At 43.2% G+C, this 24,410-nt stretch carries 29 protein-coding genes; 1 reads left to right on the top strand and 28 read right to left on the bottom strand.

Features of this window, described 5'->3' with window-relative positions; genetic code table 11:
- Positions 1–114: 114 nt before the first annotated feature.
- The 25 genes from rseP to GSF08_RS06460 all read right to left on the bottom strand — a co-directional run bounded on the left by rseP (position 115) and on the right by GSF08_RS06460 (position 20,238).
- Positions 115–1,170: an RIP metalloprotease RseP gene (gene rseP / locus GSF08_RS06580; protein WP_160625037.1), complete on the bottom strand. Its 1,056-nt coding sequence runs from the start codon at positions 1,168–1,170 to the stop codon at positions 115–117.
- Positions 1,167–2,324: a 1-deoxy-D-xylulose-5-phosphate reductoisomerase gene (gene dxr / locus GSF08_RS06575; RefSeq protein ID WP_160625036.1), complete on the bottom strand. Its 1,158-nt coding sequence runs from the start codon at positions 2,322–2,324 to the stop codon at positions 1,167–1,169. Before dxr ends, rseP begins: the two co-directional genes overlap by 4 nt.
- Positions 2,325–3,125, bottom strand: a complete 801-nt coding sequence (locus tag GSF08_RS06570; RefSeq protein WP_160625035.1) for a phosphatidate cytidylyltransferase — start codon at positions 3,123–3,125, stop codon at positions 2,325–2,327.
- Positions 3,122–3,832 (bottom strand): undecaprenyl pyrophosphate synthase, encoded by a 711-nt coding sequence (uppS, locus tag GSF08_RS06565; protein ID WP_160625034.1) that lies wholly within the window; start codon positions 3,830–3,832, stop codon positions 3,122–3,124. The genes GSF08_RS06570 and uppS overlap by 4 nt, the downstream gene beginning before the upstream one ends.
- 68 nt (positions 3,833–3,900) lie before the next feature.
- Positions 3,901–4,446: a ribosome recycling factor gene (gene frr, locus GSF08_RS06560; RefSeq protein WP_160625033.1), complete on the bottom strand. Its 546-nt coding sequence runs from the start codon at positions 4,444–4,446 to the stop codon at positions 3,901–3,903.
- 3 nt (positions 4,447–4,449) lie between these two features.
- Positions 4,450–5,166, bottom strand: coding sequence for a UMP kinase (pyrH, locus tag GSF08_RS06555; RefSeq protein WP_160625032.1), 717 nt, complete (start codon positions 5,164–5,166; stop codon positions 4,450–4,452).
- Between the two features lie 159 nt (positions 5,167–5,325).
- Complete coding sequence (gene tsf, locus GSF08_RS06550) at positions 5,326–6,216, bottom strand: translation elongation factor Ts (RefSeq protein ID WP_160625031.1); 891 nt, start codon at positions 6,214–6,216, stop codon at positions 5,326–5,328.
- 17 nt (positions 6,217–6,233) lie between these two features.
- Positions 6,234–7,205: a 30S ribosomal protein S2 gene (gene rpsB, locus GSF08_RS06545; RefSeq protein WP_160625030.1), complete on the bottom strand. Its 972-nt coding sequence runs from the start codon at positions 7,203–7,205 to the stop codon at positions 6,234–6,236.
- Between the two features lie 203 nt (positions 7,206–7,408).
- On the bottom strand, positions 7,409–8,209 hold the full coding sequence (locus GSF08_RS06540; protein WP_160625029.1) for a DUF2812 domain-containing protein: 801 nt from the start codon (positions 8,207–8,209) through the stop codon (positions 7,409–7,411).
- A complete protein-coding gene (locus GSF08_RS06535) occupies positions 8,206–8,520 on the bottom strand; it encodes a PadR family transcriptional regulator (protein ID WP_160625028.1) in 315 nt (104 codons plus the stop codon). The genes GSF08_RS06540 and GSF08_RS06535 overlap by 4 nt, the downstream gene beginning before the upstream one ends.
- Positions 8,521–8,634: 114 nt before the next feature.
- A complete protein-coding gene (locus GSF08_RS06530) occupies positions 8,635–9,288 on the bottom strand; it encodes a polymer-forming cytoskeletal protein (protein ID WP_160625027.1) in 654 nt (217 codons plus the stop codon).
- Positions 9,289–9,526: 238 nt separating this feature from the next.
- The gene (gene xerA / locus GSF08_RS06525; protein WP_249805944.1) at positions 9,527–10,450 is read right to left on the bottom strand and encodes a site-specific tyrosine recombinase/integron integrase; all 924 of its coding nucleotides are present in this window, start codon (positions 10,448–10,450) and stop codon (positions 9,527–9,529) included.
- A complete protein-coding gene (trmFO, locus tag GSF08_RS06520) occupies positions 10,429–11,724 on the bottom strand; it encodes a methylenetetrahydrofolate--tRNA-(uracil(54)-C(5))-methyltransferase (FADH(2)-oxidizing) TrmFO (protein WP_160625026.1) in 1,296 nt (431 codons plus the stop codon). Before trmFO ends, xerA begins: the two co-directional genes overlap by 22 nt.
- Positions 11,721–13,925, bottom strand: a complete 2,205-nt coding sequence (topA, locus tag GSF08_RS06515) for a type I DNA topoisomerase (RefSeq protein WP_160625025.1) — start codon at positions 13,923–13,925, stop codon at positions 11,721–11,723. Before topA ends, trmFO begins: the two co-directional genes overlap by 4 nt.
- A 65-nt stretch (positions 13,926–13,990) precedes the next feature.
- On the bottom strand, positions 13,991–14,782 hold the full coding sequence (locus GSF08_RS06510) for a DNA-processing protein DprA (protein ID WP_347337986.1): 792 nt from the start codon (positions 14,780–14,782) through the stop codon (positions 13,991–13,993).
- Positions 14,783–14,887: 105 nt separating this feature from the next.
- The gene (gene rnhB / locus GSF08_RS06505) at positions 14,888–15,508 is read right to left on the bottom strand and encodes a ribonuclease HII (protein ID WP_160625024.1); all 621 of its coding nucleotides are present in this window, start codon (positions 15,506–15,508) and stop codon (positions 14,888–14,890) included.
- Positions 15,498–16,361, bottom strand: a complete 864-nt coding sequence (gene ylqF / locus GSF08_RS06500) for a ribosome biogenesis GTPase YlqF (RefSeq protein WP_160625023.1) — start codon at positions 16,359–16,361, stop codon at positions 15,498–15,500. Before ylqF ends, rnhB begins: the two co-directional genes overlap by 11 nt.
- 9 nt (positions 16,362–16,370) lie before the next feature.
- Entirely contained in the window at positions 16,371–16,982 is a 612-nt protein-coding gene (lepB, locus tag GSF08_RS06495) for a signal peptidase I (RefSeq protein WP_160625022.1), read from the bottom strand.
- Between the two features lie 45 nt (positions 16,983–17,027).
- Positions 17,028–17,624: a signal peptidase I gene (gene lepB, locus GSF08_RS06490; RefSeq protein WP_160625021.1), complete on the bottom strand. Its 597-nt coding sequence runs from the start codon at positions 17,622–17,624 to the stop codon at positions 17,028–17,030.
- Positions 17,625–17,675: 51 nt separating this feature from the next.
- Positions 17,676–18,023: a 50S ribosomal protein L19 gene (gene rplS, locus GSF08_RS06485; RefSeq protein WP_160625020.1), complete on the bottom strand. Its 348-nt coding sequence runs from the start codon at positions 18,021–18,023 to the stop codon at positions 17,676–17,678.
- 138 nt (positions 18,024–18,161) lie between these two features.
- Positions 18,162–18,887: a tRNA (guanosine(37)-N1)-methyltransferase TrmD gene (gene trmD / locus GSF08_RS06480; protein WP_160625019.1), complete on the bottom strand. Its 726-nt coding sequence runs from the start codon at positions 18,885–18,887 to the stop codon at positions 18,162–18,164.
- Positions 18,884–19,384, bottom strand: coding sequence for a ribosome maturation factor RimM (gene rimM, locus GSF08_RS06475; protein WP_160625018.1), 501 nt, complete (start codon positions 19,382–19,384; stop codon positions 18,884–18,886). Before rimM ends, trmD begins: the two co-directional genes overlap by 4 nt.
- Positions 19,385–19,417: 33 nt before the next feature.
- On the bottom strand, positions 19,418–19,666 hold the full coding sequence (locus GSF08_RS06470; protein WP_160625017.1) for a KH domain-containing protein: 249 nt from the start codon (positions 19,664–19,666) through the stop codon (positions 19,418–19,420).
- Between the two features lies 1 nt (position 19,667).
- Positions 19,668–19,937, bottom strand: coding sequence for a 30S ribosomal protein S16 (rpsP, locus tag GSF08_RS06465; RefSeq protein ID WP_160625016.1), 270 nt, complete (start codon positions 19,935–19,937; stop codon positions 19,668–19,670).
- 91 nt (positions 19,938–20,028) lie between these two features.
- Entirely contained in the window at positions 20,029–20,238 is a 210-nt protein-coding gene (locus tag GSF08_RS06460; RefSeq protein ID WP_160625015.1) for a hypothetical protein, read from the bottom strand.
- A 147-nt stretch (positions 20,239–20,385) separates the two neighbouring features.
- Between GSF08_RS06460 and GSF08_RS06455 the strand changes: the two genes are divergently transcribed.
- A complete protein-coding gene (locus GSF08_RS06455) occupies positions 20,386–21,705 on the top strand; it encodes an MFS transporter (RefSeq protein ID WP_160625014.1) in 1,320 nt (439 codons plus the stop codon).
- A 71-nt stretch (positions 21,706–21,776) separates the two neighbouring features.
- Here the strand turns inward: GSF08_RS06455 and ffh are convergent, their stop codons facing one another.
- The 3 genes from ffh to GSF08_RS06440 all read right to left on the bottom strand — a co-directional run bounded on the left by ffh (position 21,777) and on the right by GSF08_RS06440 (position 24,381).
- A complete protein-coding gene (ffh, locus tag GSF08_RS06450; protein ID WP_160625013.1) occupies positions 21,777–23,159 on the bottom strand; it encodes a signal recognition particle protein in 1,383 nt (460 codons plus the stop codon).
- A 72-nt stretch (positions 23,160–23,231) separates the two neighbouring features.
- The gene (locus GSF08_RS06445; RefSeq protein ID WP_160625012.1) at positions 23,232–24,020 is read right to left on the bottom strand and encodes a putative RNA methyltransferase; all 789 of its coding nucleotides are present in this window, start codon (positions 24,018–24,020) and stop codon (positions 23,232–23,234) included.
- Between the two features lie 79 nt (positions 24,021–24,099).
- Positions 24,100–24,381: a hypothetical protein gene (locus GSF08_RS06440; protein ID WP_249805942.1), complete on the bottom strand. Its 282-nt coding sequence runs from the start codon at positions 24,379–24,381 to the stop codon at positions 24,100–24,102.
- Positions 24,382–24,410: the final 29 nt, after the last annotated feature.

The following is a 24,410-nucleotide window of genomic DNA, read 5'->3' as shown; positions in this document are numbered from 1 at the left end:
ATAATGATAATGAATAAAATATCTTATTTTTACTGTTCTTGGTATTATTATGTTGAATACGTTTCAAATAAAAAAGCATATCTGAATATTTTTATCAGACATGCTTTCAATTTCTTAAAAAATCCTAGTTAAATCATTCCAAGTGGCAAACACCATAATCGCAATGATCATAACAACCCCGACCATCATGATCGCAGATTCAAAGCGTTCACTCATCTTATGCCCGGAAACCTTTTCACAAAGGGTTAAGACAATGCGGCCGCCATCCAAGATTGGTAATGGCAATAGATTGAAAATACCGATATTGAGCGATAGGAGCGCCAATAAACTCAGCATCGATAATAAACCGTTTGCGGCTGTCTTTGCCGTTATCTCAAAAATACCTACCGGTCCCGATAGATTATTCAGTCCGATTCCCTGAATCAAATTACCTAGAGCGTCGAAGATACTGGTAGTCATATCCAATAAGTTTTGCGTTCCATATTTGAAAGACTCATACCATGCTATATTTTTTACTACCGGAGTATAGTTCGCACCGATATAATAACGATTTTCATCTTTTAGATATGTCGGCTTACAAGCAATCTCAAGTGTTTGACCATCTCGTTGTACTGTATAAACCGCTGTGGATTTTGGATAATTGTTCATTTCCATGATAATATCATCAAATGTATCCGGTTCGATCACTTTTTTGCCATTATGAAAGGATACTTTCAAAATTCGGTCATTGGCCTGAAACCCTGCTTTTTCCGCCGGGGAACCGCTCTGTACGCTGGATACAACAGGTTCCGGAGTTTGTACGACGACCCCCTGATACATGGAAATGCCGACCATAATGATCCATGCAAGCAGAATATTCATAACCGCACCGGCTGCCATAACAATGACCTGCTTCCACACTTTGATACCCTTAATAGTTCGTTCAAAAGGAATGCCTTCCGTATCAGTTCCTTCTTCTCCTGCCATCTGTACATAACCGCCAAGTGGTAGAGCTCGCAGCGCATAAGTAGTTTCACCAATGGTTTTTTTATAAAGCGCTGGTCCCATACCAATAGAAAATTCAGAACAGTACACACCAAAACGCTTAGCCCATATAAAATGTCCCAGCTCATGGATAAATACAATTACTCCCAGTAAAATCACAAAATATATGATCGTCATCAAATTCATGAAAGGACTCCTTTCCACTCACGATAAACATATTCACGAGCCTTTCTGTCGGTTTCTATTAAATCATCAAGCGAAGGGTCCGCTATATAAGGAATATGTTTATAAGCCGCAAAGATTGCTTCTTCGATTTCAAGAAATGAAATTTTATCATGAAGAAACAAATCGACCGCTGCTTCATCTGCCCCGTTTAAGATCGCTCCGCTGTTGCCGCCTCTGCGTCCGGCAGTAAATGCCAGCTTCAAAAGCGGATACCGCTCATCATCCACTGCTTTAAAATCCAGATGTCCTACTTTCACCAAATCAAAAGGTTCACTGTTATACAGCTTCAACCGTCTTGGCCAGCTTAACGCATATTGAATCGGCAGTTTCATATCTGCTGTACCCAGTTGTGCGATAACTGCCTGATCAGTATACTGCACCATGGAATGCACAATGCTTTGAGGATGTAAAAGCACCTTAATTCGATCGTATGAGATATCAAACAGATAGTGGGCTTCGATCACTTCAAATCCCTTATTCATCATGGTAGCACTGTCAATGGTAATTCTGCCTCCCATCGACCAATTAGGATGATGAAGAGCTTGCGCAACGGTAACCTTATTCAATTCCTCCCGAGTTTTATCGCGAAAACTACCGCCGCTGGCTGTGATCATCAAATGTTCTACCGTCTTGGCATCATTGCCTTGCAGACATTGAAAGATTGCACTATGCTCGGAATCAATCGGATACAGGTTTCCCTGATACTTTTTAAGCTCCGCCTTTACCAAATCACCGCCGGCAACCAACGATTCTTTATTTGCCAACGCAAGTACCCGGTGGTAGCGAATTGCTGTCAGACTGGGCAGCAAACCGCGAAATCCGACTACTGCATTGACCACCACATCACAAGCAACCCGCTCGATCAGTTCGCACATTCCCGGTTCACCATAGTAAAAATGAATATGCGGATACTCATGCTTCAGCGCTTCAGCATCATCCGCATCGGCAACACATACATCATATATGGAAAATGCCGTCAAAATATCACGCAGTTTTGTGATATTATGGCCAACGCTGATCCCACTTAATTCAAATTCTTCTGGATGATTTTTAATGACATCCAGAGTTTGAATGCCGATCGAGCCACTGGCTCCCAGCACAATTATTTTTTTCACTTACATCACCGCCATCAAAATCATAATAAAATGGAAACAAATCATTGTGAAAATGAGTGAGTCCAAACGATCCAGCACACCGCCATGTCCCGGCAGAAGATTAGAGAAATCTTTAATACCGTAACAGCGCTTAATCGCACTAAAGGCAAGATCACCGATCTGCCCGGCAATCGGAAGCAGGAGTGCTGACATCCAGATTGCCCACATCGGCAGAGTATCCACAAACAAATATGCAAAACCAAAACTAAACAGGAAGCCAAAAGCCCAGCCGCCAATTGCTCCTTCAACTGTTTTCTTTGGAGAAATACGAGTATTCAGCTTATGCTTTCCAATCAGCATACCGGTAAAATAAGCGCCGGTATCACAAGCATACGAAGCAAAGAATAAAATCCAGACATATAATTTATTCGCTTTGAAAATATCCAAAAAACCGCTTCCAATGAAATAGAAAAACGCAATATACGTTATACATAAAAAGGAATCCTTGATATGAAAACGATCCGTGAAGATCGGAATCGATAAATAAAAGAGCATGGACATAGAGAGAATCCCCATTGCCAAGGCTGAGCGCTGTGCGATGTGGGTATAGTTCTGCACATAAATCAGAATAAATACAAAAATCATTGCAATAACTCTTAATCCTCGCGGCCACATGGATTTCTGATCGGTAAGTGATAACAGCTCCAATCCGCCACAGATAATTATGAAGGCAATCAGTGCATGCAGTAGAAATCCGCCATACAATAGAGCTGGGACAATCCAAGCAAGAATCAGCAGGGTCGTCATAAGTCTAACTTTCATGATGACAAACCTCCGAAGCGGCGATTTCGCTTATTAAATTCCTCAATGCATTGCTGCAGCTGCCGCTCATCGAAATCCGGCCAGGCCACATCTGTGAAGATCAATTCCGCATAAGCAATCTGCCACAGCAGAAAGTTACTGATGCGCAGCTCACCGCTGGTACGAATCATCAAATCGACTTCAGGCAGATCAGCCGTCATCAGATACCGATTAAACATCGCTTCATCCAAAAGCGGCATATCAGAATTTTTCATTCGGTCCTCCGCGTAATACTGTGCCGCCAGTACGATTTCTCGCCGGGAACCATAATTTACTGCCAGACATAAATGCATTCCCGTGTTATGTGCCGTTTTTTCAACAGCTGAACGGATAACTTCCTGTGTCTCCGATGGAAACTTTTCTATTTCACCTAAGCTGACAACCTGAATATTATTTTTGATCAGTTCTGTCAGATAACGATTAAAAAAGAGCTTGGGAAGTTTGCATAAATAATCGATTTCCGTAGTTGGCCGCTTCCAGTTCTCGGTTGAAAACGCATAAACGGTTAAAGCCTTCACGCCCATATTACTGCAGGCAATCGCAATCTTTCGTATATTCTCTGCTCCTTGTTTGTGTCCGGCGGTACGCGGCAGTCCCCGCTTCTGCGCCCACCGACCATTGCCATCCATGATTATGGCAATATGCTCAGGTATATGCAAGGCATCCATTATTCCTACCTCCTAAAAGTAAAACCCACAGTCTGTGGGTTCTGCTTGATTCGTTACTGCTACTTGGGTTATACAGACATGATTTCTTTGGTTTTTTCCGCAATGACAGCGTCTACTTTCTTAACGTACACATCCGTCAGCTTCTGAATTTGATCTTCTGCATCATGTTTGCCGTCTTCCGTAAGATCAGCATTTTTCTTCACCATATCATTGCCGTCACGACGGGCATTACGTACGATGATTTTCGCATCTTCGCCCATTTTATGCGCATCCTTTGCCAATTCTTTGCGACGGTCTTCCGTAAGTGCAGGCACTAAAATACGGATAACCTGTCCGTCATTCTGCGGCGTCAATCCCAGATCAGCAGCATATACCGCATGCTCTACATCTTTCAAGATATTCTTATCAAACGGTTTGATCATCAGCTGACGACCTTCCACCACCTGAATGCTTGCCAACTGATTTAATGGAGTCGCAGAACCGTAATAATCAACATGTACGCGATCCAAAAGAGTTGGGTTCGCTCTGCCGGTACGAATTGTTTTTAAGTTGTTTTCTAATCCAGAAATAGCCTTTTCCATTTTTTCCGTTACACTGTTTAAAATTTCCTGCATATATTATTCCTTCCTTTCTCTAGTAATCACCGTTCCGGTAATATCCTCTTTTACTGCTTTCAAGATATTTCCAGGCTCATTCATATTAAATACGACAAGATCGATATCATTATCCATACACATAGAAGTTGCCGTGGTATCCATTACCTGAAGACCCTGCTGAATCAGATCCATATATGTCAGCGATTCATATTTTTTCGCTTCCGGGTTCAGCTTAGGATCCGCATCATAAACGCCGTCAACACCATTTTTTGCCATTAAAATTACATCGGCCTTTATTTCACTGGCGCGTAAAGCAGCGGTAGTATCAGTAGAAAAGTAAGGATTTCCAGTTCCTGCTCCAAATATGACAATCCGCCCTTTTTCCAGATGACGAAGCGCTTTACGGACAATAAACGGCTCTGCAACCTTCTGCATTTCGATTGCTGTCTGCACCCTTGTCGGTACGCCCTCCTGTTCAAGAGCACTTTGAACCGCCAACGCATTGATTACTGTAGCCAGCATTCCCATATAGTCTGCCTGCACCCGTTCAATACCAACCGATTCCGCCAGTTTACCGCGAATGAAGTTGCCGCCGCCGACTACGATGGCAAGGTCAACTCCCAGAGCCGCAACCTCTTTCAATTCCAAAGCGAGATTCTTTAAAATCTGCGGATCAAAAGCATTCCCGGGTGAAGACAGAGCCTCACCACTTAATTTCAATAGCACCCGATTATACATACATTATTCACCTGCTCCTTGTCGTTATACATATCCAGCCATAATACGTCTTTATTATAACGTAAATAGCCAAGAAAAAGAAGAAGCTTTACCAGTTTTATAAAAAATATAATGATAAATATTCTTCCTTAAAAAAAGGACACGCTGTGTCCTTTTCAATTAGTTTCCAAACGCCTGATTCATAACCTCATCGGCAAAGTTATCTTCACGCTTTTCAATGCCCTCACCTACAGCAAAACGTACGAAGGATACAATTTCAGCACCAGCCTCTTTCACATACTGACCAACCTTCTGATCAGGATTTTTAAAGAATGGCTGCTCTACCAGACACATATCCTGCAGATTTTTAGATACTCGTCCTTCAATAATACCAGCAAGAACCTTTTCCGGTTTGTTTGCCAGCTTTTCGTCTGCTTTTGTGATTTCCGTCTGAATTTCACGTTCGTGATCAACGATTTCTTTTGGCATGTCGTTACGCGTAACATATCCCGGGTTCATAGATGCAACCTGCATTGCGATATCCTTTGCAACCGCTTCGTCCTGTTTTCCCTTTAATAATGCCAAAGCAGAAATGCTTCCGCCCATATGCATATAGCTTCCGAACATTTCATCATCAGTCTTTGTCACAACCGCAACGCGACGCAGCGAAATCTTTTCACCGATCGTAGCAGTAGCTTCGGTAATCATTGTTTCAATGCTCTTACCATCTTTTTCAGCAGCCAAAGCAGCTTCCAAAGATTCTGGTTTAACCTGTAAAAATACTTCCTTCATAGTATCCAGCAGTCCTAAAAACTGTTCGTTTTTCGCAACAAAATCAGTTTCTGTATTAACTTCGAATACAACGGCAGTATTGCCCTCGACCGCTACGCGGGAAAGACCCTCGGCAGCGATACGATCAGCTTTTTTAGCAGCCTTAGCAATACCCTTTTCACGCAGCCAATCAATTGCTTTGGCCATATCACCATCGCACTCAGTCAGCGCTTTTTTACAGTCCATCATGCCTGCGCCAGTTTTTTCACGCAGTTCCTTTACATCCTTAGCAGTAACCATATTTCTGTGGCCTCCTATTATTTCGCAGCTTCAGCTTTTGCTTCAGCAGGAGCAGCTTTGGCTTCCTGATTTGCATTTGCTGCAGCTTCATTTTTATTTTCTTCCGTTTCTCTTCTCTGGAACGGAGGGCGATTGCCGTCACGTCTAGGACCGCGGTTCTTGTCATAAGGACGGCGGTTACGGCGCTCTTCATTACGCTGACGGCGGCGACGCTCATTTTCAGCAATCTGTTCTTCAACATTTACGATAACATCCTTCATCGTAACGTCGGCTTCATTTTCATCTACATTATGCGCTACGCTCAGCAAACCGCCCTTTGCTTCAACAATCGCATCAGCCATCAGGGTAACGATCAGTTTTACAGAACGTAAAGCATCATCATTGGATGCAATCGGGTAATCTACCGATTCCGGATCACAGTTGGTATCAACCATGGCAAATACCGGGATACCCAGTTTTTTTGCTTCCGCTACTGCATTGTGTTCTTCCTTAGGGTCAACCACAAAGACTGCATTCGGAAGTTTTTTCATTTCCTTGATACCACCGAGGAAGTTTTCCAAACGCGCTTTCTGTTTGCGGATCTGAGCAATTTCTTTCTTCGGATAAACATCGATAACACCGCTTGCTTCCATTTCTTCGATTTCAATCAGACGGCGAACACGCTTCTGAATTGTACGGAAGTTTGTCAGCAAACCACCTAACCATCTCTGGTTAACAAAGAATGAACCAGAACGCAGAGCTTCTTCCATAACAACGGCAGTTGCCTGTTTCTTTGTTCCTACGAACAGTACTTTTCCGCCTTTTTCAGCAATATCCTTCATTGCGGCATAAGCAGTTTCAACCTGTTCCATCGTCTTCTCCAGGTTAATGATGTAAACACCATTTCTGGATGCGTAGATGTTTGGTTTCATCTTCGGATTCCAGCGTCTTGTCTGATGACCGAAGTGAACACCAGCTTCTAATAACTTTCTCATTGATACAACTGGCATAAATAAATCCTCACTTTCCGTTAAGCCTCCATCATTTCTGACAGCAGCAACTCATTATCGAAATGCACCTTGCGTTTCTAGAGCACGGGCTGCTGAATCCATGATGTGTGTATTCGCGCAATTTTGCGCAATATATATTATAGCATAATCCATTTGAGTTACAACTGTTATTTTACAAAAACATGCAGTTATTAAGGCTGTTTTCATTTATCAGACACCGAGGATTCTCCTATTCGTTCGCCTTTTTTACGGATTGCATAAATTCCTGAATAGCATAAGGAAATGAGAACAGCAATTATCAATACGAACGGATCAAGAGGAGCCTTACCCTGCTGCAGATTGTTGATGATATCATAAATGATAAATATCGTCATTGCGACTGTGAAGGGATAAATACCGAGAAACCGTGAAAGCGGATGCCGGCTGCGCTTCAGAAAGGTTCGTTTTTTCATCATGTGCCTGATCGTTTCAATCATTACTACACTATACAGAAAATACAGCAAGGTCATGCCCAGCATCATCAAATCGGACAAATGAGTGACGGTGTATCCAGGGTTTTCATATATGGCAGGGTTCAGCAGCCGTTCAATACCCGGATACATAATAAATATAAATATGAATACGCCCCGATAAAATTTACGCAGCTCCTTGCGATAGACCTGATCATAGATCAATTGACTTTCAATTCTCTCATCACTTTGAAGCGGAACGATTGATTCACCCTCATGCATAAAAATATGAAAATACGATGTCGAGGCCACATAGTTCCATCCGCTTAAACGACAGGTTTCAAAATAGTCATAAGAATCATTTGATTTAAAATCAACACAATACTGTACCGTTTTGGGTTCGCTTTGCATGAACACGGCATTATTCACCTGTTTGAAGAACAGCTCTTCATAATCCTTTAACAACCATCCCTTTTTTGCCATATCTTCAAAATACAGCTCCATCTGTTTATATTCCATAGCCAGATAGCTCATGATCTTCTCTTTCTTTTTCATTTTGCCTCCTCCAATTCTTCCCCATCCAGAATCAACTGCTTTAATCGTCTGTACTCGTCTTTCAGCATCTGTTCTCCTTTTTCATCCAAGCGATAATAGCGTTTGCGATCTTCTTCTCTGGTACAGCAAATGATCTTCTCTTTTTCAAACCGCGCAAGCAAGGCGTACAGGGTGCCGGCACCGATCTCAACCCGGCCGCCAGTACGCTTTTTTACTTCTTCCATAATTCCATAGCCGAAGTTTTCATGACGCAGTGCGAGCATGATATAGTACATCTGTTCCGTCAGTGTCTTTAACTGTTCTCTTGCCATGTCACCACCACACTATCGATTATCGATACATCTTTCTATTTACATTATACAGTCGAATATCGATATAGTCAACCAAAAAGAAAACCGGATGAATTCTGTTCATCCAGTTTCTGCTTAATTATCCTGCTTCATTATAATATTTCCGCGCATGAGTGCCCCTCGCTCTATTTCAATATCGCCGCTGCTCACATCACCGAGCATGATTGCAGAGGAGGCAAGACAAACCGACTTCGAAGCAATTATCTGTCCGTTTATCTGTCCGTTTGTTTCCATGCTTTCTGTTGTTATGTTGCCGTTTATCGATGAATCTTTCTCAACCGTAACCTTTCCGCTACAGGATATATCTCCTTCGATACTGCCATTTTCAATTCGTGCTTCACCGCATTGGATATTTCCCTGCATAGTAGCCCTTTTCACGGATAAATTCCCATGACAGATTATATCACCGATAATTGTACCGGTAAATTCAAGATTCCCGTGCGTTTCAAGATTTCCTCGGATCTCATTGCCCTGAAAGACCATATCACCTGCGGTTGTAATATTCCCTTCAATCACGCATCCCTCTCCAATTATTGTCGGTTCAAAGGAGTGTTTTTCCCCTGCTGCCGCTTCCTCTTCCACAATCATCGCTTCTACTATTTCCGACAATTTATCATCCTTTTCCTTATTTGACGCTTCTTCGCTCAATTCCTTCACATCTGCATTGGGCCATTCATCTTTTTTTTCTTTCGTCGCGAATATCATTTTTTGCTTTTCATACCATTTCATATGCGTTCCTCCTGAAAGATAATATCAAATTGTGTACGAATGTGTACCTTTCAAAGAAAGAGGTTAAGGCACAGAAATTACTGTAATTATCTAAAAATATTACCAAATGCAGGTAAAAAATCAAAAAAAAAGAATGTCTATATTTGTACACTTTTATAGACATAATCTTTCTGATATCATACAACAGTTCGTATAAAAACACAAGAAAAGCAAATAAAATTCATACATTTTATGGGAATCAAGCTCTTGGATGCGCTTGATCATATACCTTTTTCAGCCGATCCTGCGTTACATGCACGTAAATCTGCGTCGTTGACAACGAAGAATGACCGAGCAGTTCCTGTACCACGCGAAGGTCAGCTCCATTATCAAGCAAATGGGTGGCAAAGGTATGTCGAAACATATGCGGATGCACATGGATATGCAGATTACAAAGCGTGGCCTGCTTTTCCATGAGGTATTGGACACCACGAGACGTCAGCTGACCGCCGCGCTGGTTGATAAAGACATACTCATGCGTTACCTGATGCATCCATTTACTCCGGACATGCTGGATATAATATAACAGCTTATCTTTCGCAAGATCATAAAAAGGGACGAGCCGCTGTTTGTCGCCTTTACCGAGCACATGCAGTATCTGATCCTGAAAATCAATATCCGAAAGCTTCAGCTGAACAACTTCACTGACACGCAAGCCACAGGCATACATGATTTCAAACATTGCGCGATTGCGGATCCCTGCCTCATCCTGCTCATCAATTGAAGCAAGAAAAGCATCCATCTCATCATAAAACAAAAATTCAGGTATTCGTTTAGCTCGTTTTGGACTTTTCACATAAAGGAATGGATTATGAATAACACCGACATAGGTATTCAAATAATGATAGAACGAACGCAGCGAGGACAGATGTCTGGCCACCGTGGTATTTTTCATGGCCCCCTGCCGCCCCCCGCGAAGTCTTAGTTCGGCAATATAATTCATAACGACAATCCGATCAACATCATCAAAGGTATCCACAGATTGGCTGGACAGATATGCGATAAAATCCGATATATCCAGTTCATAGGCATCCAAGGTATGCTTGGAACCGGTATTTCTTTGCTTGACAAAATTCAAAAACTGCTGAAGCTGCTGCTTCATTACGTCAATTTGGGCAGCCATGATTCCATCACTTCCAACGCCTGTTTTCCATAGGCTTCTTTACGATCTTTCTTTTTGACATTAACCAGCAGCTGCATGATGCCAAAATTCGCATTCATCGGCTGAAAATAATCAGGATGCGTATGCGTTATATAATGTGCCATAGAACCCATGACACAGGTTGGCGGCAATATGATCTGTGCTTCATTAAGCAGCTGCTTCGCCATATTGATCCCTGCCAATAATCCACTGGCGGCACTTTCCACATAACCCTCGACTCCGCACATCTGCCCGGCAAAATATAAATCGTCTCTTAATGTGCATTGATAGGTAGGTTTTAAAACTTTTGGAGAACAGATATAAGTATTGCGGTGCATTACCCCATAACGTACTATGCTGGCATTTTCAAGCCCCGGTACCAGTGCTAGAATGCGTTTTTGTTCTCCCCAGGTCAAATGTGTCTGAAACCCTACAATGTTATATAAACTGGCTGCCGCATTATCCTGACGAAGCTGTACGACTGCATACGGCCGCGTTCCATCAGGTCGCTGCAGACCGACCGGCTTCATTGGACCAAATAGCAGGGTTTTTTCTCCGCGTCGGGCCATTTCCTCAAACGGCATACATCCTTCAAAATATTTTTCATCTTCAAACTCATGCATATCAGCAGTTTTTGCGTGAATCAATTCCTCATAAAACCGATGAAATTCTTCTTCATTCATCGGGCAATTGATATAATCTGCATCACCCTTGTCATAACGGGATTTAAAATATGCCTTGGTAAAATCAATACTGTCGCGCTCCACGATTGGCGCCGCCGCATCATAAAAGTAAAAAGTATCCTCATGAAGCAGCGCTTTGACTGCTTTGCCTAAAGCATCACTAGTGAGCGGACCGGTAGCTAAAATTACCGGACCAGACGGTAGCTCGCATACTTCCCGATGTTCGATCGTGATATTTGGATGACTGCTGATTTTTTCAGTTACTGTTTTTGCGAACGCTTCACGGTCTACCGCTAATGCAGAGCCTGCGGGTACGCGATGGGCGTCAGCCGCCTCCATAATAACGGAATTCAGCATTCGCATTTCCTGTTTCAATACCCCTACGGCATTGGTGAGTGCATCGGAACGCAGGGAATTAGAACATACCAGTTCTGCAAAATCCGCAGTTTTATGTGCCGGCGTCATTTTTACCGGACGCATTTCGATCAGAGTTACAGAAATACCGCGATTGGCCAACTGCCAGGCTGCTTCACAGCCCGCAAGCCCGGCACCGACTACAGTTACCTGCTTCATGCCTCATCTCCCGCAACTTTTTTAACGGATTTCTTTACCGCCTTTTTTGTCGTTTTACGCACCGCTTTCTTTTCTGCAGATGCTTTCTTTGTTTCATCCTTAGGCTCTTTCTTTATATATCGGCATTTTGGATAATTGGAGCAGCCAATAAATGTTGTACCAAAACGAGATTTGCGCTGTACCAGGTCACTGCCGCAGTCCGGACATTTCTCACCGGTCAAAACCGGCGGTTCCTTTACCTTGTTATTCTTGATATATTTACATTCCGGATAGTTGGAACAAGCTAAGAAGGACCCATAACGGCCTTTTTTCATGACCATCTTACTGCCGCACTGCGGACAGGTTTCTTCACTTTCCTCATTTTCTTCCGGATTTTCATTTTTCGTATATCGGCAGGTTGGAAAATTGATGCAGGAAATAAACCGCCCATAGCGGCCGTTGCGGTATACCAGCTCACTGCCGCAGTCCGGACACATCTCTCCGGTACGCTCCAGTTCTTTCTTTTCCATTTTTTCATATGCGGTTTCTAACAACGGTTCAAACTCGTCATAGAACGTCCGCAGTTCGCGAATATGATCGCGTTCACCGCCGGCGATTTCATCGAGATGATGTTCCATGTTTGCCGTATACATGACATTGATGATACTCGAGAAAAACTCCTGCAGCTTTTCATCCGTGAGTTCTCCCTGATCGGTAGGAACAAACACTTTGGTTTTGCTTCCCTCACTTGGCTTCTCTAGCGATACATAGCCGCGAGCCTGCAGCGTATCAATAATAATCGCATAGGTAGAAGGACGTCCGATTCCCTTTTCTTCCATTTCCTTGATCAGACGGGCTTCTGAATAACGAAGCGGCGGCTCAGTAAAGTGCTGTTTCCCTTCCAGTTCCACATGCTCCAGAATTTCCTGTTCCTTTAAAAGCGGCAGCAGTTCATCCTTGGTCTGTTCATATTCATGATACAGTTTTAAATAACCATCGAATACAATGATTGAGCCGCTGGCCGTAAATTCACAGCCGTTATTCACAATTGTTGCATTCACGACATTGCTTTTTGCCGGTGCCATCAAAGATGACATAGCGCGGATATAGATCAGCTTATACAGCTTATACTGATCGTTGGTCAAATACTGCTTTACCTTATCCGGAGCGTTGTCAATGCTGGTCGGACGAATTGCCTCGTGAGCATCCTGTGCATTTTCGTTATTTTTCTGGCGAGCCTTGCCGACATATTCTTTACCGAATTCAGATTCGATGTATTGCATGGCATCCTTGATAAATAAATCAGACATACGCGTCGAATCGGTACGCATATAGGAAATCAAGCCTTCACTATGACCGCCTAAATCAATACCTTCATACAATTTCTGTGCGATCTGCATGGTCTTTTTCGCACCAAATCCAAGCTTGGTGCTCGCCTCCTGTTGGAGCGTTGATGTAATAAACGGCATTTTCGATTCTTTCTTGCGAACTTTTTTCTCAATCGAAGATACTGTAAAATCACCAACACAGCGATTGATGACTGCATCGGTTTCTTCCTGATTGTGCAGCTCAGCCTTTTTGCCGTCCACTCTTACCAGATTAGCACTGAATTTTGCTTCATCTTTTTCAATATTGGCCTGTAAAGTCCAGTACTCTTCACTCTTAAAAGCGCGAATTTCATTTTCCCGCTCAACGATCAACCGTAGTGCTACGGACTGCACGCGGCCGGCTGACTTAGACTTGATCTTGCTTTGCAATAGCTTAGATAGTTTAAACCCGATAATGCGGTCGAGCATACGACGAGTTTCCTGTGATTTCACTAGATCCTGGTCGATTGAACGAGGGTGATCAAATGCTTCCAATACCGCATTTTTCGTAATTTCATGAAAAATAATACGATTCTGTTCATTCATATCCAGTCCCAGCTCCTGAGCCAGGTGCCATGCAATTGCTTCCCCTTCACGATCGGGATCACTTGCCAGATAGACTTCATCGACCTTTTTCACATCATTCTTCAATTCCTTTACAATTTCACGCTTGTCCGGACTGATTTTATAGGTTGCTTTAAAATCATTATCAATATCAATACCGAGACCGCCTTTTCCCGATGTTGCTAAATCGCGGATATGCCCTTTGCTGGACACAACGGTATAATCTTTGCCTAAATATTTCTCAATCGTTTTTGATTTGCTTGGAGACTCAACGATAACTAATTTCTTCATATAACTCCTCCTGAGGAACTTCGTACTATATTATTGCCTATTTTTCAATTTTGTCAAATACAAGTTTAAATATTTGCGATATCATCTTCTTCACAGAGGATGAATGCTCCTTGTGATATCAAGAGATTACAGCCAAGGCCGCAGGGACTATCCATCGCATGAGGAACACAATATACCGGACGGCTGCATGCAAGTGCTTCATTCACCGTCAGCATGGTTCCGCTGTGCGGTGCCGCCGCTACCACAATCAGCGCTCTTCCCAAAGCCGCCAGAATACGGTTGCGCCAGGGAAAGTGAAAAGCCAGCGGCTTTACTCCATTGGGATATTCACTGAGCACCAGATGGTGCTCCTCCATCTGTTTTTGCAGCTGCCGGTTCACCTTCGGATAACCGATATCCAAGCCGCATCCTATCACACCGATCGTTCGATGAGACAACGCTTCCTGATGAGCAGCGCCATCAATTCCCTTTGCCAGCCCGCTGATAATTACTTCATGCGGTTTCAGCAAATTCACAATTCGCTGACACTGCCGCAATGCATACTCATCCGGATTACGACTGCCGACCACACTGATTGCCGATTGGTTTGTTAAGCTCAAATCTCCGCGGTAAAACAAAATCCACGGTGCAAACTGCAGATTTCGCAGTGCTTGCGGATATGCTTCCTCAAACACTGTCACATAATTTTCCGGATAACTGATCGCTGTCCAACGCTCCTGTTCAGCAATCGCTTTGGCAATTTTATTCCAATCTCCCTGATAGCGCAGTGCATAAGCCAGTATCTGTTTTCGCATATTCTGTTTCTCTGCAATATTCATTTTCCTATATCCGCCTTCCCATAGCTGTTTTCTCTTCATGAACAGATCTTCTGATCCCTGCCGGATATGCTTTATTCCATCAGACTATATCCACATTTATATATAAGGTATAAAAAAAGAAATTCCTAATCCTTTCAGGAATTTCTAAAGCTCTAACTGAAGCTGCCTCATTTGGGCGACCGGAGCGTAGCTCAGCCGATGAATCGGCAATACTCCATATTTTTTCAAGGCTGCAAGATGTTCTTTTGTGCCATATCCCTTATGGCGGGCAAATCCATACTGCGGATACAGATGATCATAGCCCATCATGATATGATCACGGGTCACCTTCGCCAAAATACTGGCAGCCGCAATACTGACGCTTTTCTGGTCGCCTTTGACCAAATCGATGGTTTCCACTGCACATCCGGGAAGCGGCATCGCATCGCTCAGCACCCCATCTGCATATTGAAACTGCTGCACCAAAGCTTCCATCGCATGCTGAGTTGCCCGATAAATATTCTGTTCATCAATAATTTTCGGTTCAATGATTGCAATATGATATTCCTCAGCCTGCTCAATGATTTCCCGAAACAATTGCTCGCGCTTCTTCTCTGACACCTTCTTAGAATCATAAATCGCTTCATGCTCATATCCGATTGGAAATGCTACCGCTGCTACAACCAGAGGCCCGGCCAATGGTCCCCGTCCGGCTTCATCCAATCCGATGATATGCTGACGGCCTTCTTTCCACCAAGCTTTTTCATAGACATTCTCACATTTCATCGGGAAGCTCCCAAGTGATCCGTCCCAGCTGATCATCTCGAATATCACGAATAAAGGTTTCAATCGTACGCTTTTCATCCCACACATCACCCTTTAATCGATAACCTCGGGCATCGGCTATCCGCTCCAGCATCACATACGGATCATCACTCAGCGTTACCTGATAGCGTTCCTCGATCACTTCCGGTTTATGCTGAATCAGAAATTTCATTGCGAAAACAGCTACCTCCTCCAGTGGCAGGATTTCATCGCGAATCGCACCGCTAACGGCCAGCCGAAGTCCGATTTGTTCATCGTCAAACTTCGGCCACAAAACACCCGGTGTATCAAGCAGCTCCAGCTCTTTGCTGACCTTGACCCACTGCAAAGCCTTTGTAACCCCGGGACGATCCGCTGCCTGAACTGCTTTTTTCTTAGCCATACGGTTGATTAAAGTAGATTTTCCAACATTGGGAACGCCGGCGACCATTGAGCGTATCGGACGGGGGCGAATCCCCCGTCGTATCTGCCGTTCAAGCTTTGCTTTCATTAATTCCCGAGCTGCTTCACTGACAATTTTTATGACATTGTCATGATTTAAATCCATTACTACGACCCGAACCCCTTCTTTACTCAGCTTTTCCACCCATTTCGCGCTGTATATCGGTTCTGCCTTATCCGCTTTGCTCATAATGATCAGCCGCGGCTTCTGCTTTGTCAAATCTGCCAGCAAAGGATTCGCGCTTGCGCTAGGAATACGTGCATCCCGCAATTCAATAACCATATCTACCAATTTTAATTTTTCTTCCATCTCCCGCTTTGCCTTGGTCATATGACCTGGAAACCAGTTGATATTCAATTTCCGTTCACTCATTATAAGCTCCTATTCCACCGCGCCGATTTTCTGGAACGGATAGATAATATATACTGATTTACTGACAATCTCATCCTCATGAAATGCTCCCCGCGATCTTGAATCATAAGAATTATTGCGATTATCGCCTACTAAGAAATATTCATCACTTTTCAGCGGTTCGATTTTACCGTCATTGTTGTAATCCACTTTCCCATCGGTATTAAAATCCTTTGTAAAGGCATCAGTACTGCCGCTGTCCTTAATCATATACGCTTTATTCAAAAACGGCTCTTTGATATAAGCTCCATCAATATATAACTTACCGGCTTCATACTTTACCGTTTCACCAGGCAATCCGATGACCCGCTTTACCCAAAGATCCCCGCTCACCGGTTCACGTACCACTACCACATCAAAGCGATGAATTGACCCGGTCAGTCTGCTGAATACATTGGAAAACCCAATTTCATTGTTTAAAAGCGTCGGCTGCATGGATTGTCCATCAACCTGCACCGGCCGAAAGAAAAAATGAACAAAGATCGAAACTCCAACCATGCATATCAGAATGGTCCGCACCCAATCAAGTACTTCTAACAGATAGTCATGCCGCTTTTTATACGGCGTTTGCTCTTTATTCATTTTCATCATTCCTTTACCTATTCAGTATACCATAAACAAGGATTGCTAAAAGTCATTTTTTACGACCTTCATTTTATCAAACGGATAGAGGATGGTGACACTGCGGCCGATGATCTGATCCTTTTTAAACGGCCCGTAATAGCGTGAATCAACAGAACGGGGACGATTATCACCCATTAAGAAAAATTCACCTTTTCCCAGTTTGACCGGCTGAAAATCCTCTGTAAACATTCCCAGATTATTCCGCATGCCCTTCACATATTTTTTATTCAAATAAGGCTCTTTAATTGGTTTTCCGTTCACCAGCACCTGATCATCCTTAGCCGCTACCGTATCTCCCGGCATGCCGATGATCCGTTTCACCCAATATTCATCACGGTCTGGAATATTCACGATCACCACATCAAAACGCTTCAGCTTCTGGAACTTCGCCGCAAAAACATTGGTAAGACCAAGCTCTTCATCCTGCAGCGTCGGATACATGCTTTCCCCTTCAATCCGGATCGGCTTTGCGATAAAATTTGTAATCAGATATACGCTGACTAAACAAATTACAAAGATCTTCACAAGTGACAGCAGCTCCTTTTTAATTCGGTTATCCATACTTTCGTTATCTTTCTTTACATGATTATGATCTTTCATAAGCTTTCCTTTCAAACAAACAAAAAGCCGACAACGCCGGCTTTTGTTCGATTAACGAATTTCTTTAATACGAGAAGCTTTACCAGAACGGCCGCGCAGGTAGTATAATTTGTTTCTTCTGACTTTACCGTGGCGAATCACTTCAATTTTGTCAATAATCGGTGAATGTACCGGGAAGGTTCTTTCCACACCAATCTGGTTGGAAATCTTACGAACGGTAAACACTTCATTGATTCCTCCGCCCTGCTTGTTGATTACCACACCTTCAAAGTTCTGGATACGAGATTTGTCACCCTCTTTGATCTTTACGTGAACGCGTACTGAGTCACCCGGACGAAAGGTCGGTACATCTTTCTTTAACTGTGATTTGGTTACTTCATTTACTAAATTCATGTTCATAATTACGGCACTCCTTTTCAAGTTGTTTTACGTCGAAGCTCATGAATCATGATGTTCAGCGGAACTCGCGTGCCAATAGGCCATATCATAATAGCATGTTCCTGGTCGCTTGTAAAGAATTTATTTCCCAAAAATCGGTTATTCTTCATCGGTTTCCTGAATCTGCTTCATGAGTTTTTGTTCTTCTTTGGTGAAGGTTCGGTTTTCCAATAAATCCGGACGTTTTTCCATAGTTCGGCGAAGCGATTGTTCCAGCCGCCATTTGCGGATATTCGCATGATGACCGCTCATCAGCACCTCCGGAACAGTTTTTCCTTCAAATTCAATCGGACGCGTATACTGCGGATACTCCAGCAGGCCGTTCTCAAAAGAATCATCCGCATGAGAATCCTCAAGAATGACGCCTGGCAGCAGACGCATAACCGCATCTGCGATTACCACCGCAGCAGCCTCTCCGCCGGTTAGTACAAAATCACCGAGTGACACTTCCATATCTACATATGAACGAATCCGTTCATCAAAGCCTTCATAATGACCGCATAAAATGATCAGATGTGAAATATCAGCAAATTCATGTGCAGTCTGCTGATTAAATGTACGGCCCTGCGGGGTCATCATCACCACAAGCGAACCCGGTGTACGAATTGCTTTCAGACAGTCAGCGATCGGCTGTACTGACAGCAGCATTCCCTGTCCGCCGCCGCATGGAGTATCATCTACCTTATTGTGTTTATCAAGAGTATAGTCGCGGAAATTCACCGTTTCAAAAGTAACAAGCTCCCGCTCCAACGCCCGCTTGATGATCGAGGTTGTACGGAAACTGTCAAAGTATTCCGGAAACAGCGTCAGCATGGTGATTCTCATACCATTCCCTCCAGCAATTCAACAACGATGCGCTTGGCCGCTATATCTGCTTCTTTCACAAACGCTTTTACATATGGAATCAGGATTTCTTTATCACCACTCACCCGCAGTACTACACTGCTGCCGGTTTCGATCAGATCGCTCACTTCCCCCAACAATCGGCCTTCCATATCAACCACCTGACAATGCATGAGTTCAAAATAATAAACCTCATCCTCATCCAATTCATGAAGCTGATCCTTCTGAATGTAAAGCAGTGAACCTTTCCATGCTTCTACCTGTTCAATGTGGTCATAGCCTGCCAATTGAAGCAGGATCCGATCGGTTTTCTGGCGCATCGAGACAATTTTCAATTCCTGCATGCCCGATGATGTTTCACGAAAGATGATACTGCCCTTGGCAAAGCGAATATCGTTGAATTGCGTGAAGGATTTCACACTGACTTCACCGCGCAGTCCATGTGTGCCCGCAATCGCTCCTATTTTGATATACTCCATACTTACCTCCAAAAAAAGGATGCGATCAGCATCCTAATATGATTCAAACTTAATGGTAACTCTTTTATCTTCTTTACGGGATGCCACAGACATCATCTGACGGATTGCACTCGCCATCGCACCCTTACGGCCGATCAAGCGTGCCACATCATCACTGTTGGCATAAATATAAAGCAGAATCTCACGATCGTCCAGACTCGGCATCACTTTTACGGACAGTGAATTTTTGTCATCAACGATAGGACGAACCAGATCCAATACCGTTTTCTCGTAATCAACCATATTATTTTGCGTTTTTCGCTTCGTGCAGCTGTTTCATAACACCTGCTTTGGACAGAATGTTACGTACAGTGTCAGAAGGCTGGGCACCTTTCTGTAACCAGTTTAATGCCAATTCTGTATCAACCTTTACTTCAGCCGGATTTTTTGTCGGATTATAAGAACCGATTGTTTCAATAATACGTCCATCTCTTGGAAAACGAGAATCAGCCGCGACAATACGGTAATAAGGTTTTCTCTTAGAACCCATTCTTTTTAATCTTAATTTAACCATGTTATATCCTCCTGTGGTTTTCTATTTTCTTTTTCAACGGTACAAGAATATCATGTATCTATAAAGGTGTCAAGGCTTTTTACTTTACACTTCATTTTTTATTTTTCTTCATCATCATATATCGAACCACAAACATCAGCAGCGCCAGCAAATAGAACAGCCAGCCGTTGGCCAAACCGTAATAGGCAGGCATACTAACCGCCGATTTCTGATTGGCTATTGAAAAATAACCTCCCATCGATTCAAACGCTCCCAATCCCAACAGCAGACAAGCCGCAAAGAACAGTACTTTATATCGCATAGACACCTCCCAGTTTCTAAAGCTAATTATACATGAAAATCATTTCATAATACATTATCTCTAAAAGAATAAAAAAAACAGAAATTCTTTTACCGAAATCAATTCTGCGTTATAATACTTGCAAATATAGGAGACGCATGGTGTACCATGCCTGTATCGCATATGCTGAAAAAAACTCGAATCATCAGCTGGAGCTGTTTTATCATCGGATTCATGCTGATCATGGCACAAGCTTTCTATTATCTGTTTCTGCAGGTCAAGGGTTATGAATATGTATGGGATGTTCTTCCCTATCTGATCAACACCATGATTATTTTATTGCTGGTTGGCGGTATCTATCTGCTGCGTAATACAAAGCGATATCACCTTTATACACTGGCAGCTGGCGGCATCATCCTTCTCTTAAATTTTGGATATATGCTTCAATACGGCGGTTTACGCTCCTGTGTGGTTTCTTTTGGGAGCTTTGATAAACCGATGGTTGTAAAGATCGATCAAGATACCAAGCAGGCTGCAGTCTATCAAAAAACGTGGTTTATATTCGCCGCAAGTCCTCAGCCGCTGAATACCCCTGTAACCAATTATACTATCCATTGGCTGACTGATGATATAGCCGCCTTTACCTATGAAAGCAATGGCAGTAAGCATGTCTATGTCATGGCTAACGGTGAGCGTGGACGCAATTCCTATTACCATCCGGCGGCTGAGCTTCAGGGAAGCTGGAAGTCGGGAAAACAGAAAATTGAAATTGAACCTTTACAGCTGACTGATCAAAAGGCCGTATATGATTTATCGAATGCAACAGAAGTGGGAACTACTGCGGTTGTACTTAACAACGCTCAAGGCGAACCGATGATGGTAATCGGTTACGGTAAAGATCTTACCTTCACCAAGCAGGGATCAATCAAAAAAGGCAGCTCCATCGTCATGCTGGACCTGACAACCTTGAAAAAGACGATCTATCAGAAAACCAGTACCGATTATTCAGAAAACTTCAAAACTCCCACTCCAGCGGAAAAAGGTAAATCGCTTGTTTCCGATATGAAAAGTATCATCCGAAACGATCCTGATTTATCCGCTTTTAAGGATGAATACAATATGTATAAGATTGATACAGCCAGTCATGATTTAGGTGATATCGCGCTGCTGGTATCCAAAGCAATGAATCATCAGGGTGGTGAAGGAACTTCCTGCAGCGTTGATGTCACACTGCATTCTGTCACAAAATCAGCCGGAGATGATACAGATTTCTTTATGGAAGTTGCCACTACCGAAACCGCATCCTGCGGGGTTGAAAGTGAAACTCTGGATATCACTTGGTATTATCGGGTCATGAAAACAAAGAATGGCTATTTGGCCGCAAAAACACTGCATTCTGACAAGGGCGATTACGGTCTCAAAGCCTTAAAGAATCCTCAGCCATTGATACTGAACGGTGATGCTTATCACTATTTCATTCAAAAATGATCTTAAACAAGTTTTGATTGAAACAAAAAAAGCATTCTGATATCTTGCCGGATACAGAATGCTTTTTTTACTTAAAATCTTCTGGTTCGAAATTTATTTTTCTTGGGCTTGCTTCCTGCCATGCCCTTCATATTCGGCATTTTACCGCCGTTGGCCATCGCTCCCATCTGCTTCATCGCTACCTTCGTTTTCTCATAACGATTGATCAGCTGATTGATGTCGCTCACTTTTGTGCCCGAACCGGCCGCAATGCGATTTTTACGCGAAGCTTTCAGGATATCCGGATTCTGGCGTTCCTCTTTGGTCATACTTAGAATAATCGCCTCAAACATTTTCATTTGCTTGTCGGTTTTCGCTTCATCGATCTTTCCCGCCATTTGGCTCATGCCCGGAATCAGCTTCATCATGCCGCCTAATGATCCCATTTTTTTGAGTTGACGGAACTGTTCCAGCATATCTTCTAATGTGAACTGTCCGCTCATCATTCGTTTAGCACTCTTCTGGGATACTTCCATATCCATTTTATCCTGTGCCTGCTCCACCAGCGTCATGATATCACCCATGCCCAGGATTCTGTCAGCCATACGTTCCGGATAGAAAATATCCAAATCATCGATCTTTTCACCAAGTCCGACAAATTTCACCGGAACCTGAGTAATTGCCCGTACTGAAAGCACACCGCCGCCGCGCGCATCGCCGTCCAGCTTGGTCAAAACCAAACCGGTAACGGCCAGCTGATCATGAAAGGACTGGGCAACATTTACGATATCCTGTCCGGTCATCGCATCCACGGTCAGCAATATATCATCAGGATGTACTGCAGCCTTGATATCCGCCAGCTCCTGCATCAACTCTTCATCAATATGCAAACGTCCGGCAGTATCGAAAATTACTGTATCATAACCCTGTTCCTGTGCATATTCCAGAGCTTTTTTCGCGGTTGTAAGAGCTGGTGTTTCAATTCCTAACGAGAATACCTCTACATCGATTGAAGCGCCTAGGGTTTTCAACTGTTCAACCGCTGCCGGACGGATCAGGTCACACGCAACAAGAAGCGGTTTGCGAGACTGCTTTTTACGGATAACATTTGCGATCTTCGCCGCTGCAGTTGTCTTACCAGTCCCCTGTAATCCGACCATCATCACCGTTGTAATACCTGCTGTTTTGTAATTCAGCCCCTGTTCCTGAGTGCCTAAAAGCTCAACGATTTCATCATGAACGATTTTTACGACCATCTGGCCTGGATTCAGCGAACTCATGACCTCAACGCCCATTGCCTTAATCTTAACGTGTTCGATAAAATCCTTTACTACCCGATAATTTACATCAGCTTCCAACAGCGACATGCGCACTTCACGCAGCATCTCGTTCATGTTGGCTTCGGTTAATTTCCCCTTACCGGTAATATTTTTCAGAGCTTTGGAAAGCCTGTTTGTCAAAGATTCAAATGCCATACTCTCTCCACTACCTTTCTCACGTATCCACTTGCATTCTATTATAGCAAGAAACTGCTTTTCTGCAAAATATTATTTTCGTTTGTATATATCAAAACAGAACTGTGTCGTTAACGGTAAATCATCCATGGCTTTCAGCTTGCCGGCCGACTGTTTCGGACTCTTCCAATAATAAGGTGTCATCTGAAACAATGACCGTATTTCCAAATTTGATGTCAACTCGATCTGCTGCGTCTTGACAATTCGTTTCGCATGCGCAAAACCATCATATTCTGCAACCGCATCATCATTTTCATAGACCTTATCATACAGCACCTGCTTCATTTCCAGAAGATGCTGACGACCGGGACCGACCTTGATCAAAAAACCATCCTGTTTCAGTACCCGATGAAAGCTTTGTGCATCCACCGGCGCAAATACATCGGTTATAACATCGACGCTTTCATCAGACAGCGGTAAATCTGACAGAGAAGCGATAACATAATGAATCCTGGAGTTTTGACGAGAAGCATGCTGAAGCGCACTTTTTGATACATCAAAGCCATAGACATCACACGCGTCCAGACAATTTTCCAATACATTGGTATAATAGCCTTCCCCACACCCTACATCTGCCAGTACCGAAGGTTTCAAATTTGTTGTCAAATCAATCAAGGTTTGCTGAAACAGTTGATAATGCCCCGTATTTAGAAATAATGTACGTGCTTTTACCATTTCTTTATCATCACCGCTGCCTTTATGATTTCCCGGCCAAAGATTGACATAGCCGCTTTTCGCAATATCAAAGCTGTGTTTATGAATACAAGTATAGCTGTTCAGTTCACGCATTAACACGTGATGACAGATTGGACAGATCATCATAGTATCACCTCTTTCGCTGTTAAACAGTATATCATAGGATCAGCCATGAAAAAAGCACCCAAACGGGTGCTCAATCTACCTACTGCTTATTGCAGTTCTGGTTTTGATTCTGGTTCTGGAACTGGTTTTGCTGATTTTGAAATTGGTTCTGCTGATTTTGGAACTGATTCTGCTGTTTCTGATACTCTTTTTCATGCATCTTTTTATCAGCTTCTACGTCAGCGCCCAGTTCGATGCCCATCTCGTACTGATACAGATCTTCCTGAACCTGCTGATTCTGGTTGTATTCCTTCTGCAGATTTGAGGAATTGTTCTGATTGTACTGATTCTGCTCGTTCTGATACTGTTTTCTGATATCCATTTTACTCACCTCGCTGTTAGTATGGCAAG

The organism is Copranaerobaculum intestinale (assembly GCF_009831105.1).
Classification (GTDB): domain Bacteria; phylum Bacillota_I; class Bacilli_A; order Erysipelotrichales; family Erysipelotrichaceae; genus Copranaerobaculum; species Copranaerobaculum intestinale.
Note: the sequence above shows the minus strand (reverse complement) of the source record. Positions and strands in the feature narration are given on the sequence as shown.

What these genes read in the sequence shown, in the direction of transcription:
- rseP (WP_160625037.1), bottom strand. Translation starts at nt 1,170, where the DNA reads ATGAATTTGATGACGATCATATATTTTGTGATTTTACTGGGAGTAATT.
- GSF08_RS06570 (WP_160625035.1), bottom strand. Translation starts at nt 3,125, where the DNA reads ATGAAAGTTAGACTTATGACGACCCTGCTGATTCTTGCTTGGATTGTC.
- uppS (WP_160625034.1), bottom strand. Translation starts at nt 3,832, where the DNA reads ATGGATGCCTTGCATATACCTGAGCATATTGCCATAATCATGGATGGC.
- frr (WP_160625033.1), bottom strand. Translation starts at nt 4,446, where the DNA reads ATGCAGGAAATTTTAAACAGTGTAACGGAAAAAATGGAAAAGGCTATT.
- pyrH (WP_160625032.1), bottom strand. Translation starts at nt 5,166, where the DNA reads ATGTATAATCGGGTGCTATTGAAATTAAGTGGTGAGGCTCTGTCTTCA.
- tsf (WP_160625031.1), bottom strand. Translation starts at nt 6,216, where the DNA reads ATGGTTACTGCTAAGGATGTAAAGGAACTGCGTGAAAAAACTGGCGCA.
- rpsB (WP_160625030.1), bottom strand. Translation starts at nt 7,205, where the DNA reads ATGCCAGTTGTATCAATGAGAAAGTTATTAGAAGCTGGTGTTCACTTC.
- GSF08_RS06540 (WP_160625029.1), bottom strand. Translation starts at nt 8,209, where the DNA reads ATGAAAAAGAAAGAGAAGATCATGAGCTATCTGGCTATGGAATATAAA.
- GSF08_RS06535 (WP_160625028.1), bottom strand. Translation starts at nt 8,520, where the DNA reads ATGGCAAGAGAACAGTTAAAGACACTGACGGAACAGATGTACTATATC.
- GSF08_RS06530 (WP_160625027.1), bottom strand. Translation starts at nt 9,288, where the DNA reads ATGAAATGGTATGAAAAGCAAAAAATGATATTCGCGACGAAAGAAAAA.
- xerA (WP_249805944.1), bottom strand. Translation starts at nt 10,450, where the DNA reads ATGGCTGCCCAAATTGACGTAATGAAGCAGCAGCTTCAGCAGTTTTTG.
- trmFO (WP_160625026.1), bottom strand. Translation starts at nt 11,724, where the DNA reads ATGAAGCAGGTAACTGTAGTCGGTGCCGGGCTTGCGGGCTGTGAAGCA.
- topA (WP_160625025.1), bottom strand. Translation starts at nt 13,925, where the DNA reads ATGAAGAAATTAGTTATCGTTGAGTCTCCAAGCAAATCAAAAACGATT.
- GSF08_RS06510 (WP_347337986.1), bottom strand. Translation starts at nt 14,782, where the DNA reads ATGAAGAGAAAACAGCTATGGGAAGGCGGATATAGGAAAATGAATATT.
- rnhB (WP_160625024.1), bottom strand. Translation starts at nt 15,508, where the DNA reads ATGAAATGTGAGAATGTCTATGAAAAAGCTTGGTGGAAAGAAGGCCGT.
- ylqF (WP_160625023.1), bottom strand. Translation starts at nt 16,361, where the DNA reads ATGAGTGAACGGAAATTGAATATCAACTGGTTTCCAGGTCATATGACC.
- lepB (WP_160625022.1), bottom strand. Translation starts at nt 16,982, where the DNA reads ATGAATAAAGAGCAAACGCCGTATAAAAAGCGGCATGACTATCTGTTA.
- lepB (WP_160625021.1), bottom strand. Translation starts at nt 17,624, where the DNA reads ATGAAAGATCATAATCATGTAAAGAAAGATAACGAAAGTATGGATAAC.
- rplS (WP_160625020.1), bottom strand. Translation starts at nt 18,023, where the DNA reads ATGAACATGAATTTAGTAAATGAAGTAACCAAATCACAGTTAAAGAAA.
- trmD (WP_160625019.1), bottom strand. Translation starts at nt 18,887, where the DNA reads ATGAGAATCACCATGCTGACGCTGTTTCCGGAATACTTTGACAGTTTC.
- rimM (WP_160625018.1), bottom strand. Translation starts at nt 19,384, where the DNA reads ATGGAGTATATCAAAATAGGAGCGATTGCGGGCACACATGGACTGCGC.
- GSF08_RS06470 (WP_160625017.1), bottom strand. Translation starts at nt 19,666, where the DNA reads ATGGTTGATTACGAGAAAACGGTATTGGATCTGGTTCGTCCTATCGTT.
- rpsP (WP_160625016.1), bottom strand. Translation starts at nt 19,937, where the DNA reads ATGGTTAAATTAAGATTAAAAAGAATGGGTTCTAAGAGAAAACCTTAT.
- GSF08_RS06460 (WP_160625015.1), bottom strand. Translation starts at nt 20,238, where the DNA reads ATGCGATATAAAGTACTGTTCTTTGCGGCTTGTCTGCTGTTGGGATTG.
- GSF08_RS06455 (WP_160625014.1), top strand. Translation starts at nt 20,386, where the DNA reads ATGCCTGTATCGCATATGCTGAAAAAAACTCGAATCATCAGCTGGAGC.
- ffh (WP_160625013.1), bottom strand. Translation starts at nt 23,159, where the DNA reads ATGGCATTTGAATCTTTGACAAACAGGCTTTCCAAAGCTCTGAAAAAT.
- GSF08_RS06445 (WP_160625012.1), bottom strand. Translation starts at nt 24,020, where the DNA reads ATGATGATCTGTCCAATCTGTCATCACGTGTTAATGCGTGAACTGAAC.
- GSF08_RS06440 (WP_249805942.1), bottom strand. Translation starts at nt 24,381, where the DNA reads ATGGATATCAGAAAACAGTATCAGAACGAGCAGAATCAGTACAATCAG.